Raw genomic sequence first — 12,985 nt, forward strand, 5'->3', positions numbered from 1 at the left:
ACCCAGGGATGATGGAGCGGTGACGACACCTCTCCGCGCCCTGGGTCCTGCCGTCCTGCTGGCGGTCGTGATCACCGGCGGCCTCGCGGGCTGCAGCGGCGACCCGGACCCGGCGGCCAGCTCGCCGGCGCCGCAGCCGACGCTGTCCGGCTCGACGCCCGGCACGGCCCCGCTGCCCCCGGCAGCCACCACCCCGGTCCCTCCGCCCACCGCCGGGAGCACCTCGCAGACCGTCGCGCCCCGCCCGGTCCGCAGCAAGAAGCCGGTCAAGATCGACCAGACGGCCCAGCCGGAGCAGGACGTCACCGTCACCGTCCCCGAGCTGAAGAGCGTCGAGGCCAAGGCGCAGGGGCCGGGCGAGGTCTCCGGGCCCGCCCTCGAGGTGCACGTCGAGGTGCAGAACGCCACCGACCGCGAGCTCGACCTGTCCGGGGCCGCCGTCACCCTCACCGCCGCCGACGACAGCCCGGGCCAGATCATGACGGGCCCGCCGACGGCCCTCTTCCCGGCCTCCGTCGCCGCCGGGGCCAAGGCGGAGGGTGTCTTCGTCTTCACGGTCGCCAAGGACCAGCGCGACCCGGTGCGCGTCGACGTCCTCGTCGACCCGGACCACGACGTCGTCGCCTTCCGCGGGCGCGCTCCCCGCTGACGGTCCGGGTCAGGTACGCCGATCTGGTCAGCAGTAACGCGTCGTTCACCTGCTCCTCCTAGGATCTCGGCCATGCCGGCCGGCCTCCTCGCCCTGACCGACACCGTCACGAGCGGCTTCGACCGCGGCGTCGAGGGGGTCGGACGGGCCCTGCGGCGCTTCAGCGGGCTCCGGTGGTGGGTGCAGGTCCTCCTGCTCTGGGTCGCGACCCGGCTCTTCTCGGTCGTCGTGGTCCTCGTGGTGGCCCGCCAGCAGGGGCCCAACCCCTGGTCGCCGTCGAGGCCCGGCTACTTCGCCTACATCGACGGGTGGGACGCCGGCTACTACAACCAGATCTTCGACTCGGGCTACCCGTCGGTCCTCCCGCGCGGTGCCGACGGCATCGTGGAGCCCAACCGCTGGGCGTTCTACCCGGTCTTCCCGGGGCTGGCGCGAGCCGTGTCGGCGGTGACCGGGCTCGGGTGGGTCCACGTCGCACCCCTGGTGGCGAGCCTCGCCTCGCTCGGCCTCGCCCTGGTGCTCTACCGGCTCTTCCTCGTCAGGACCTCGCCGGGCACCGCGCTCTTCGCGGTGGGCCTCTACCTGGTGCAGGCCGCGGCGCCCGTCCTCGGCTTCGGCTACGCGGAGTCGCTGGGGCTGCTGCTGGTCGCGTCCGTGCTGCTGTGCGTGGAGCGGGGTCGCTACCTGACCGCCCTGCCGCTCGTCCTCGTCGCCTCGCTGACCAGGCCGACGGCGGCGCCGCTGGCCCTCGCCCTCGGCCTGCTGCTGGTCGTCCAGCTGCTGACCCGCGTGCCACGCGTCGACGGCGCGCGCGTCCGGCTCCTGGTCCTGGTCGTCGTCAGCGGGCTCTGCGTGGCGATCTGGCCGGTGGCGGTCGCGGTCGGGACGGGGGACCCGGACGCCTACCTCGAGACCGAGTCGGGCTGGCACGGCGGCACCCACGTCCTCCCGGGCGAGCTCTGGGCCCGGGTGGCCCGACGGCTGTTCGGCGACCTCCCGGGACTCGCCGTCGTCGTGCTGGTCGTGCTCGCGCTCGTCGCGGTGCTCCTCAGCCGACCGGGCCGTCGGCTGGGCCTGCCGATGTGGCTCTGGACCGGGAGCTACCTGCTCTACCTCATCGGCGTCGCCGTCCCGAACGGCAGCAGCTTTCGCTTCGCCCTGGGTGCCTTCCCGCTCTTCCTGGCGGTGGCGTCCGCCTCCGCCGTCCGGTCGTCCCGGGTGGTGCTGGTGGTGCTGGGGCTGGTGCTCCAGGTCGTCTGGGTGGCCTGGTTGTGGCACTGGTCGGGCACCGGCCTCTTCGGGGCTCTCGAAGCCAACCCCTGACGTTACCGTTTGTGAGTCATCTCACAGGGCGATTTTTCGACTTCGCCGGTGCGATTCGTCCTCCTCTGATGAGGGAGAACTTGGTGCAACCGGCGCGTGACCAGGGGTTGAACTGACAACCACAGGCGTCACGGGAGGTTGTTTCGAGACCAAATCTTAACTTTTACATCGGTAAACCTCAGTGGGTACGTTGTCGCCGCCAACGATTGCGTAACACTTTGCCCCCACCCAGAGGACTACGCCCGATGCCCTTCTTCTCGCTCCGACACGCACGCTCCGCGATGGCCCTGGGCCTCGCGGCGCTGGCCCTGCCGACCACCTGGATGCTGGCGGCCCCGACCGCAGCCCAGGCGGACACCGCCGTCGCCTCCGACGGCTTCGACCGCACCACCGCCTCCGGCTGGGGGAACGCCCCCAGCGGCGGCACCTGGTCCGTCGTCGGCGGCACGGCCTCGTCGACGGGGTCGAGCGCCGCGAAGGTCAGTGGCATCGCCGCCGGCCGCTCGATGCGCGCGAGCCTGCCGCTCTCGACGTCCGACGTCCTCGTGCGAGCCGCGTTCGTCGCCCCCTCGACCGGCGGCGAGCTGTACTACGCCACCGAGGCGCGGCGTCAGTCCGACGGCTCCGCCTACCGGGCGCGGGCTCGGGTCGACGCGAACCACAAGCTCTCCGTGCAGCTGGTCCGGGTGAACGGCAGCACCGAGCGCACGCTGAGTCAGTACTCAGCCGGCGTGACCGTCGGAAGCGGACAGCCCGTCACCGTCGAGCTGTCCGTCTCGGGGACGTCACCGGTGGCCGTCAGGGCGAAGACGTACGTGAGCAGCAGCGGGGCTCCCGACTGGCAGGCGAAGGGCAGCGACTCCGAGAGCAGCCGCCTGACCAAGGCCGGTGCCGTGGGTGTCTGGGCCTACAACCCGGTCGGCTCCACCAGCGGCAGGACGGTCTCGACCACAGCCTTCTCCGCGTGGTCGGCCTCGGGCTCGACGACGACCCCGACCACCCCGACCACCCCGACGACGCCGACGACCCCGACCGCACTCCCGGTGACGACGACGGCGCGCGGGTCGGTGCCGATCGGCACCGCGTCGTACTCGATCCCGTCGGGTGCGGTCTTCGTCTCGCCCTCGGGCAACGACGCCGGCACCGGGGCCATCGGCTCGCCCTTCAAGACGGTGACGAAGGCGCTGAGCAAGGTGCAGGCCGGCGGCGCGGTCGTGCTGCGCGGCGGGACCTACCACGAGTACTTCATCGTGCCCCCGGGCAAGAACGTGCCGATCCAGAACTACCCGAAGGAGGCCGTCTGGTTCGACGGCTCCAGCGCGGTCACCGGTTTCCAGCAGTCCGGCAGCGCGTGGGTGAAGACGGGGTGGACGACCAAGTTCGACTCGAGCCCCACCTACACCAAGGGCGCCCCTGACGGCACCGCCGCCGGTTGGCAGTTCCTGAACGCGAGCTACCCCCTCGCGGCGCACCCGGACGCCGTCTGGATCGACGGTGTCGAGCAGACCCAGGTCGGCAGCGTCAGCGCCCTCAAGGCCGGCACCTTCTACGTCGACTACAACGCGAGCAAGCTCTACGTGGGCTCCAACCCCTCGGGCCGCTCGGTCGCCGCCAGCACGCTGCAGCAGGCCGTCTCCCTTCGCGCACCGGGCACCGTCCTGCGCGGCATCGGCTTCCGCCGCTACGCCGACTCGGTCTGGCAGCAGGGCGTCATCACCGCGTACTACCCGAGCATGACGCTGGAGAACGTCGTGGTGGCCGACGCGGCCACGGCGGGCATCGGGTTCTTCAAGGAGAACTCGACGCTGCGCAACGTCACCGTGACCGGCGCGGGCCAGATCGGCGTGCAGGCCAGCTACGCCGACGGCCTCGTGCTCGACAACGTCTCGATCCGCAACAGCAACGACCAGAACTTCAACCCGACGCCCAGCGCGGGCGGGTTCAAGGTCACCACGACCCGCGGGGTCGACCTGCGCAACAGCGAGATCATCGGCACCAACGGCAACCAGTTCTGGGCCGACCAGTCGACGTACGACATCGACCTGATCGGAAACAACATCACCGGCGGGACCCGCTGGGGCGTCGTCCTGGAGATCTCCTCGACCGGCACCATCGCGGACAACGTGATCGCGAACAATGCCTTCGACGGGATGGTCGTGTCGGACACCGACAAGATGAACATCTGGAACAACACCATCGTGGGCAACAAGCGCGCAGCGATCCGGATCGTGCAGGACACCCGCCGAATCGAGCAGCTGAACGTGTCAGGTCACGACAAGCGGCGCGCGCAGCCCGACCTGTCCATGCCCTGGGTGGTACGGAACACCGTCATCGGGAACAACATCCTGACCGGCGGTGCGACAGACACCTCGGAGCCGATCCTCCGGGTGCAGTCGTGGGAGCGAGCGTTCGCGGCCAGTGAGATGCTCGCATCCTCGAACGGCAACGTCTTCAGCCAGACCCGAGCCGGAGCGCCCTCGTACGTGACCATCTGGGGCCGCAAGGACGCGTGGCCGGTGAACTACACCTCGCTGTCCGACTACGCCGCCGGCACCGGCTACGACCGCTCGAGCATCAGCGTGATCGGGACGAGCGCCGTCAGCAGCACCTACGGGCCTTCCTCCGAGGTGGCCGCCAAGACGAGCACGACCGCCCAAGGCCTGCCCTCGGCCGTGGCGGCGAAGACCGGTCAGCCGGCCGGAGCCAAGCACCTTGGTGCCTGGCGCTGACCTTCGGCGGTCCGGCGAGGAGCTCCGGTTCCGAGATCGGGCTGAACACCGGGTCCCTGCCTTCGGGTAGCGGCTGTTCCCTGGTTGATGACGTGGCCTCCACCGCTGTCGCGGTGGGGGCCACGGCCGTCCACGGGTCTGCGGCCCCGAGTCCGCCCCGACGTTCGGCGCAGACCCCGCTCGGGTGGCTCGGGTCAGAGGCCCGAGATCCTCGACGGAGTGGTGACGCGGGACGGACGGTGACGCTCCTCGACGACCGGCCCTGGTGCTCACGTGTGACCGCGCCGATCACGCACTCACTGAGCTGAGTAGGCGGGGCCGCGCTACGCCGGCGCACGCGCGGCGGTCGTCGGTCAGTGCACAGCGGGGGGTGCGGGCACCGCCTGCCGGACGGAGCCGCTCGGCTCCGTGGCGGGGACGTACCGGCGTCGGACCCAAGCCGTGAGCACGGCCGGAGCCTCGAACAACCACGTCACCGGGCGGTAAGGCCTGAGCAGCACGAGAACGGTGCAGACGAGACCCGCGACGGCCAGGTCCACCAGGGCTACGACGACCTGACTGCGGACGTCGAAGGCGTACAGCGCATGCATGGTCAGCACCATCACCGGGAAGTGGGCGACGTAGTACACGATGGAGTTCCGCCCGACCTTGGTGAGCCAAGGGAGCTGTCGGCCGCGCCGCTCGATGCGCTGGGCGATGCCGACGAGCACCAGGATGCCCGCGAGGCTCAGCGGCGCCAACCAGACCTTGTACGCCAGGGCGAGGCCCCAGTACGCGGATGCGAGGCCGAAGGCAGCGGAAGGCAGCGCCAGCAGGACCAGCGCGCGGGTGCGCGTGAGCCGTTCGAAGACATCGCCCCGCAGCGCAGCCCAGCGCCCCAGGAAGAAGAAGATCGCGAAGTAGGCGAGTCGTTCCTCGACTCCGGACTCGAGGACCAGACCGATCACCGCCGCCGCGACGATCGGCGCCCAGGGAGGCAGCCGACGGAGGAGGGGTGCGAGCACGTAGTAGACGCCGATGAAGAACAGGAACCACAGATAGCTGGTCGCGTAATAGGCCCGCCAGTGCCACCAGGGGTTGTCGTTGCCCTGCAGAAGACGGTCCAGCAGGACGAAGATCAGGTACGGCCACCCGATCGCCGCGAACTTGCCGGCGTAGTACACCGGCAGCGGCTTGCGGAGCGAAGCCGGGAGGAGCAGGCCCGACAGGAACATCAGGGTCGGCATCCGGAAGGGCAGGAAGAACATGTTCACAGCTCGCACCGGTGCCGGCATGCTCGCGCCGTAGAGCACAGGGATCGCCGAGCTGTGCCAGATCATGACGAGCACGATGGCGCTGCCGCGCAGCATGTCCATCCAGTGCAGGCGCGCCTTGCTTGGCGTGCCCGTACGGACGGCTCCGGCGTCAGCGCTCACGAATCCCACCCTCTCTGCGACCAGCAGACCCTGCGGGGCCATCATCACCAGGCTCTCCAGCACTTCGTGAGGCGCCTGGGTCCTGCCATCGTCAGCACCGGCCCTTGCCCGTAGGCCGTGTGAACAGCCGGGTGAGAACTCGGAGCACGTTTGCGAAGCGGTGACATCTTCTCACCTGAGGACGCCCCCTTGCTCGGCTTGGAGCGCATCGGTCCCTTCCAGGAGCTCGTGCCAGACCGCTGTCCGCCGCCGGAGGCGGACCACTCGATCCGACGGGTCGACCCGGCGCTGCGTCAGACGTGGTGGGGACCGAGTCGCCTCCTGAGCCCGGTCACCGACGGAACCTGTCACTGTGCGTGCGCGCCCCGGGAGCGCCGTGCTCAGCGAGCGCTCGCCCGGTAGGCGTCGAGGTGCTCACCGGCGCTGCTTGACGCCGCTGAGTCGTGCCGCTCGGGCGCCGGGCTCCACCGACGGTCGCGAGACCTCGGCCGCATCCAGACGGTGCCAGCCCCGTGGACTGCCTCGCTTTCCTCGACCCACGCTGCTGATGCATCTTTCAACTAGTCACCCGATGTTCTGGTCGTCCGACGGTAGGAAGACCCATCGGTCGTCCTTTCCTATGAGCTAGGTAAAGGAGACACAGGGGATATGGCGCTTCTCCTGAAACTTGGTCTCAGGTCGAGCGGTCCTTACCTGAGTTATTACTGAGTCAATCTCAGTGGACATGCGTGCCCCACGTTCGGTCTGAGAAACACTTCAACTTTCTTGGACCGGTCTTCGCGTTGATTACCTGACGAAATCTCAGTGATCTGATCGTAATAATGAGGATGTCGCATCGCTGGAATTCAGGCGATTACCCAGGAGTCCAACGGCCGCCTCGGGGGCGCCAAGGCCGGACAGACCAGGACATTCCCCTCCCTGAGTCCCTCTTCCGCAGGAGCCCCCCATGAACACGCTGGTCACGCACGCCCAGACGCAGTCGCGCCGCATCGTCGCCGCCGCGGTCTCCGCCGCCCTCCTCGCCATCGCGGCGCCGGTCGCCGCGCAGGCCGCCGACACCGCCCCGCTGGCCCAGGACGGCTTCGACCGCACCACCAGCTCCGGCTGGGGGACCGCCCCCACCGGCGGTTCCTGGTCGGTGATCGGGGGCTCCGGCTCCTCGACCGCGGGCAGCGCCGCGACGGTCAAGGACATCCAGGCGGGCCGCTCCCTGCGCGCCAACCTCGCCGGGGTCAAGGCTGGTGACGTCGACGTGAGCAGCGCCTTCAGGGTGCCGAGCGCCAAGGAGTTCTACTTCAGCGTCGAGGGGCGTCGGCAGGCGGACGGGGCGGCCTACCGCGGCCGGGCCCGCATCGCGGCCAACGGCGAGCTGAAGACCGACGTCGTGCGGGTCACGGCGGCCGGCGAGAAGGTCCTCGCGATGGACACCACCGGAATGGAGGTCGCCCCGGGACAGGACGTCTCGGTCGAGCTCGAGGTCACCGGCACCTCCCCGGTCACCGTGAAGACCCGCACCTGGCTCAGCGGCGGCACCGTGCCGGCCTGGGCGGTCGCCTACACCGACACCGCCGACAACCGCATCACCGGCGCCGGCTCCGTCGGTCTCTGGGCGTACAACACCCCGGGCAACAACCCGATCTCGGTGAGCGCCACGGAGTTCTCGAGCTCGGCGGTCGACACGACCCCGCCTCCGACCCCGACGCCGACCCCGACGCCGACCGGTACTCCCACCGCGCCGACGGACCCGACGACCTCGCCGTCCCCGACCGGCAGCCCCAGCACCCCGACGAACGGCACCGAGGGCTCCGGCGAGCCCGAGGCCCCGCTGCCCATGCCCACGCGCGGCTCGCTCCCGATCGGCCAGGCCTCCTACCCCGTCGCCGCCGGCGCCGTCTTCGTCTCCCCCTCGGGCAGTGACACGGCCGCTGGCACCCAGGCGGCTCCCCTGGCCACCGTGACGAAGGCCCTCAGCAAGGTGAAGTCCGGCGGCCAGGTCGTGCTGCGCGGCGGCACCTACCGCGAGTACTTCATCGTCCCGCCGGGCAAGGACGTCGCCATCCAGAACTACCCGGGCGAGGCCGTCTGGTTCGACGGGTCGAGCCCCGTCACCGGGTTCAAGGCCTCCGGCTCGCACTGGGCCGTCAGCGGCTGGACCGCGCAGTTCGACTCCAGCCCGACCTACACCAAGGGCGAGCCGGACGGCACCACCGCCGGCTGGCAGTTCATCAACCCAGCGAAGCCCATGGCCGCGCACCCCGACGCCGTCTGGGTCGACGGTGTCGAGCAGGCCCAGGTCGGCAGCACCAGCGCGCTCAAGCCGGGCACCTTCTACGTCGACTACGCAACCAAGAAGCTCTACCTCGGCTCCGACCCGGCCGGCAAGAAGGTCGAGGCCAGCACCATGGCCCAGGCCGTCTCCCTCCGGGCCCCCGGCACCGTGCTGCGCGGCCTCGGCTTCCGCCGCTTCGCCGACTCGGTCTGGATGCAGGGCGTGATCACCTCGTACTACACCAACCAGACCATCGAGAACGTGGTCGTGCAGGACCCGGCCACGGCGGGGATCGGGCTCTTCAAGGAGGGCTCCACGATCCGGAACGTGACCATCACCGGCGCCGGGCAGATCGCCCTGCAGGCCAGCTACGCCGACGGCCTCATGGTCGACAACGTCCTCATCGACCACGCCAACGACGAGGGCTTCAACCCGGCGCCCAGCGCGGGAGGCTTCAAGGTCACGACGACGCGTGGCATCACGCTCAAGAACAGCGAGATCCGCAACACCACGGGCAACCAGTTCTGGACCGACCAGTCGACCTACGACATCAACGTGCTGAACAACTACCTGCACGACGGGTCGCGCTGGGGCATCGTCCTCGAGATCTCCTCCACCGCCACGGTCGCCGGGAACGTCATCGCCAACAACGCCCACGACGGCGTCATGGTCTCCGACACCGACAAGGTGAACATCTGGAACAACACCATCGTCGGCAACAAGCGGGCTGCCATCGCCCTGGTCCAGGACTCCCGCCGGATCGAGCAGCTCTCCGTCTCCGGCCACGACAAGCGTCGCCCGCAGCCTGACCTGACCATGCCCTGGATCACCCGGGGCACCACGGTCGGCAACAACATCATGACCGGCGGCTCGACCGACGGTGCCGACCCGATCCTGCGGGTCTCCTCGTGGGAGAAGGTGTTCGACGGCAACGAGATGCTCGCCTCGTCCAACGGCAACGTCTTCAGCCAGACCGCGGTCGGCGCCCCGAAGTACGTCACCATCTGGAGCCGCAAGGGCGCCAACGCCCCGAGCTACGCCACGATGTTCAACTACACGACGGCCACGGGCCAGGACAAGGCCAGCTACAACCACATCGGTGCCAGCCCGGTCGACTCCTCCTACCGCCCGGTCGCCGACGTCAAGGCCCAGCTCGCCGCGGTCGCCCAGCCGCTGCCGGCCGGTGTCGCCAGCAAGCTCGGGGACGCCCCGAGCACCCAGGCGCTCGGCGCCTGGCGCTGAGCCAGGGGATCCCCCGGGGGACGTCCCCTACGGCTGCTGCCCGTGACCGCCTCGGCGGTCGCGGGCAGCGGCACGTCCTCCGACGAGCGCGCGGAGGCCGGCGAAGGTGCCGGTCACCGCCGCGCGCCAGGGGTCGGGGGAGTGCACCAGCTGACGGCGGCCCCCGCGCAGCAGCACGGCCCAGGCCTCCGACGGGGCGGTCAGCGCCCAGCGCAGGCGGTCGCGGGTCGGCAGGTGGTGCGCCGCGAAGACCAGGCGGTTGCGAATGTTGAAGTAGTAGTACGTCGTCGAGAGCGCCCGCTCCGAGCTGCGGACCTGGGTCCCGCCCTCGTCGTGGACCGCCACCGCGTCGCGCACGACCCGGAGCCGGCCGCCCGCCTCGAGCACGCGCCAGCTCAGGTCGACGTCCTCCCAGTACAGGAAGTAGCGGTCGTCGAAGCCACCCACGCGCTGCCACAGCGTGGTGCTGAGGACGAGGCACGCGCCGGTCAGCCACTCCGCCACCCGCGGAGACCCCTCGCGCTTGCGGGTCGCCCGCATCCGGCCGCGGTCGAGGTAGAGGTCGTGGCCGTCGGACCAGAGGGCCCCCGACGCCGTGCGGAGGACCGGGCCGACCATCGTCAGCGGCTCGGCGCGGACCGCGTCCACCAGGAGCCCGAGGCTCGCGGCGTCGATGCGGGCGTCGGGGTTGAGCAGCAGCAGCTGCTCCGCCCCCGCCCCGATCGCGACCTCGACGCCGGCGTTCATCCCCGAGCCGAAGCCCAGGTTGGTCGGCGAGGCGACCAGGTGCCAGCGGCGCCGATCGCACAGCGCCCGAACGGCGTCCTGCTCGGCGGTGCTGGTGAAGTTGTCGACGACGACCACGACCAGGCCGGCCACCTCGTCGTCGACCTGGACCAGGTTGGTCTCCAGGAGCGCCGACGCCCCGTAGTTCACGACGACGACGGCGGTCGGGCCTTCCGCGGTGACGTTCACCGCCCGGCCTTGCGGGCGGTCCGGACGCGACGGAAGCTCGCGCGGCCGGTCCGTAGCGTCTCACGCCAGTCCCGCGCGGCGAAGCGCGTCAGCCCGAAGCCCACGTAGCGGGGCACGGTGCGTCCCGCTGCCCGCGCGCCCAGCAGCCGGCCGGCCAGGGTCCGCCGGCGCGAGGTCTGCAGCGGCTGGACCCCGGCCACGGCGTCCGGCTCCAGCGGCTGCCCGACGAGCACACCGGCGGCGAAGGCCTCGACGAGCAGGTCGTGGCCGCGACGGGTGCGGGCGATCAGGGCGCTGCAGCCGTCGTTCTCGACGAAGACCGGGTAGCCGCGCTCGTCGGTGTCCCAGAAGTCGGCGGCGCTGATGTCGCTGCTCTCGCCGACGCCGTCGGGGCAGATCTTGCAGCGCCACTGCGTCGCGCGGCCGAGGTGCGCTCCCCAGGACTCCTCGTAGCTCGTGGAGACGCGACGCCCGTCGGCGGCGACGGCGGTGAAGGAACCGGGCCACCCGCGGCCGCGGTACCAGAGGTCGTCGAGCCCGGTGCCCTCGGGCAGGCCGAGGTCGGCCACCAACGTGTCGGTGGCCTGCTGGCTGGGGGTGCCGGCGCAGAAGAAGGACAGCAGCAGCGGCTCCTGCTCGGGGCCGGCGCCCTCCAGGTCGAGCAGCTGGCGGGCGGCGGTCGCCTCGCACGGCTTGCCCACGACCGCCCCGTCCGGGGCCAGGGCACCCGGGCCGAGGACCGCGACCGGCCCGTAGCGCGAGCCCGCGCTGGCGAGGGCCTCCTCGCGGGTGGTCAGGGTGACGGGCACGGTGCGGCGCGGCTCCTCGCGGTCAGTCCGCGCGGTGCGTACCGCGCTCACCCGCCCCGTCTCGACCAGCCAGGTGCTCAGGGCCGTGAGCGTGCCGCCGCTGCTGCCGCGGTGACGCAGCTCGTCATCCGCCGCCCAGGCGCGCCAGCAGCTGACGACCGGGCCGAGCAGCGGGTGCCGCGTCGAGCCCTCCGGCGTGCGCGCCTCGGTGCGGCGTCCCGGGCAGACCCGGGCGAAGCGGGCGTCCGCCCCCGCCGGTGTGGGGCCCGCGCCCTCACGCACGGGGCGACGGAACCCGTCGTCCTGCAGCCGCATGGAGAGGCCGGGGTCGAGCAGGGTGCACGCCCCGCACCCGCTGCAGTTGCCCTCCGCGACGACCTTCCTGACGGCTCGGTCGAGCCGGGCCTGCTCGCTCACGCGGCGGTGCCCGGGCCGCCGAACCGCGTACGCAGGGCGGCGGCCGCCTCGTCGAGCCGTGCCCCGGCGCGGGCGGCGACCTCGGCGGCCTCGCCGCGCAGGTCCTCGCTGCGCCGGGCGACGTCGACGACGGTGGTCGGGACGTCCTCGCGGTCCTCGCGCAGGTCGACCACGTGCGACCAGCCGAGGTCGCCCAGCAGCGGGGCGAACTTGCGCGAGTACGCCAGCGGCAGGGCCGGGGTGCCGACCGAGAGCGCGTTCAGGCAGGCGTGCATGCGCGAGCCGACGACGAGGTTGGCGCCCGCGAGCACCTCGCGGACGTCGTCGAGCGAGCGGGGACGGTAGACCTCGGCGTCCGGCGCGTGCGTCGCGGCGAACTCCTCGACGGCCGGGACGTCGTCGTCGGAGTTGTCGGCCGGGAGCACGTGGGGCAGCAGCGTCACGGTGCGGCCGGCGGCCACGAGCGCGTCGTGCACCTGTGCGACGGTGCGACGGTAGCGCGCGTGGTCGACGTGCGGGTTGGGCTGCCAGAGCAGGCCCGAGACGTTCAGCACCACGTCGCGCCGGGCGTCGCGCGCGGGGACGTCGAGGGCGAAGACGACGTCGCTGGTGAGCAGGTCGACCGGGCGGCCCAGGCCGGCGGCCGCCTCGGCGCTCGTCGAGTCGCGCGCCATCACCAGCGCCGCCGTCCGCAGCGACCGACGGGCCATCGTCTTCGCGCGCCGGCCGCCGAACGGGCCGATCGTCTGCGGGGTCAGCACCACCGGCACGCCGGCGCGGTAGGCGAGCTCGGTGGCGAGCGTCATCGAGGTGAGGCGTGGGAGGCCGTAGATGTCGGCGAAGGAGTCACCCGCCCGGGTGTCCAGGACGAGGTCGAAGCCCGCGAACCACCGGTTCAGCCCGACCCGGCGCGTCACGGCCTCCTTGAGCAGGTCGGTCGTGGAACCCAGCCGGACGGGCGCGGTCCGGGAGCCGTAGTTGGAGAACACGAACTCCGCGTCGGGCCAGACCCGGCGCGCGAGCGCGGCCGTGCCCGCCCCCAGCACGCGGACCCCGAGGTTGGGCGAGCGGTCGTCGGCCCAGAGGACCAGGATCTTCATCGTGCGTCGTCCTTGCGGTTGCGGGTGCGGCGCCGTGCGACGTGCCGCCGGGGAGCA

Annotated in this window: 8 protein-coding genes; 4 read left to right on the forward strand and 4 right to left on the reverse strand. The window is 71.5% G+C overall.

Annotation, left to right across the window (positions count from 1 at the left end; genetic code table 11):
- The first annotated feature begins 19 nt into the window (after positions 1-19).
- The 3 genes from BLU42_RS19655 (at position 20) to BLU42_RS19665 (ending at position 4,701) form a co-directional block, all read left to right on the forward strand.
- On the forward strand, positions 20-649 hold the full coding sequence (locus BLU42_RS19655; protein WP_091078525.1) for a hypothetical protein: 630 nt from the start codon (positions 20-22) through the stop codon (positions 647-649).
- Between the two features lie 72 nt (positions 650-721).
- A complete protein-coding gene (locus tag BLU42_RS19660) occupies positions 722-1,972 on the forward strand; it encodes a hypothetical protein (RefSeq protein ID WP_091078528.1) in 1,251 nt (416 codons plus the stop codon).
- A 245-nt stretch (positions 1,973-2,217) separates the two neighbouring features.
- The gene (locus tag BLU42_RS19665; RefSeq protein WP_091078530.1) at positions 2,218-4,701 is read left to right on the forward strand and encodes a right-handed parallel beta-helix repeat-containing protein; all 2,484 of its coding nucleotides are present in this window, start codon (positions 2,218-2,220) and stop codon (positions 4,699-4,701) included.
- A gap of 353 nt (positions 4,702-5,054) precedes the next feature.
- Here the strand turns inward: BLU42_RS19665 and BLU42_RS19670 are convergent, their stop codons facing one another.
- Positions 5,055-6,116, reverse strand: a complete 1,062-nt coding sequence (locus BLU42_RS19670; RefSeq protein WP_157720107.1) for an acyltransferase family protein — start codon at positions 6,114-6,116, stop codon at positions 5,055-5,057.
- 946 nt (positions 6,117-7,062) lie between these two features.
- On the opposite strand from BLU42_RS19670, the gene BLU42_RS19675 reads away from it, so the two are divergent.
- Entirely contained in the window at positions 7,063-9,627 is a 2,565-nt protein-coding gene (locus tag BLU42_RS19675) for a right-handed parallel beta-helix repeat-containing protein (RefSeq protein WP_091078537.1), read from the forward strand.
- 27 nt (positions 9,628-9,654) lie between these two features.
- On the opposite strand, the gene BLU42_RS19680 is transcribed toward BLU42_RS19675, so the two are convergent.
- The 3 genes from BLU42_RS19680 to BLU42_RS19690 are packed head-to-tail and all read right to left on the reverse strand — an operon-like array spanning position 9,655 to position 12,928.
- Positions 9,655-10,602 (reverse strand): glycosyltransferase family 2 protein, encoded by a 948-nt coding sequence (locus BLU42_RS19680; RefSeq protein ID WP_091078540.1) that lies wholly within the window; start codon positions 10,600-10,602, stop codon positions 9,655-9,657.
- Positions 10,599-11,828 (reverse strand): Coenzyme F420 hydrogenase/dehydrogenase, beta subunit C-terminal domain, encoded by a 1,230-nt coding sequence (locus BLU42_RS19685; protein ID WP_197680539.1) that lies wholly within the window; start codon positions 11,826-11,828, stop codon positions 10,599-10,601. Before BLU42_RS19685 ends, BLU42_RS19680 begins: the two co-directional genes overlap by 4 nt.
- Positions 11,825-12,928, reverse strand: coding sequence for a polysaccharide pyruvyl transferase family protein (locus BLU42_RS19690; RefSeq protein ID WP_091078542.1), 1,104 nt, complete (start codon positions 12,926-12,928; stop codon positions 11,825-11,827). Before BLU42_RS19690 ends, BLU42_RS19685 begins: the two co-directional genes overlap by 4 nt.
- Between the last annotated feature and the right edge of the window lie 57 nt (positions 12,929-12,985).

The sequence above is a fragment of the Microlunatus sagamiharensis genome (genome assembly GCF_900105785.1).
GTDB lineage: Bacteria > Actinomycetota > Actinomycetes > Propionibacteriales > Propionibacteriaceae > Microlunatus > Microlunatus sagamiharensis.

Coding starts and splice junctions, on each gene's coding strand:
- BLU42_RS19675 (WP_091078537.1), top strand. CDS start 7,063: ATGAACACGCTGGTCACGCACGCCCAGACGCAGTCGCGCCGCATCGTC.
- BLU42_RS19660 (WP_091078528.1), top strand. CDS start 722: ATGCCGGCCGGCCTCCTCGCCCTGACCGACACCGTCACGAGCGGCTTC.
- BLU42_RS19690 (WP_091078542.1), bottom strand. CDS start 12,928: ATGAAGATCCTGGTCCTCTGGGCCGACGACCGCTCGCCCAACCTCGGG.
- BLU42_RS19665 (WP_091078530.1), top strand. CDS start 2,218: ATGCCCTTCTTCTCGCTCCGACACGCACGCTCCGCGATGGCCCTGGGC.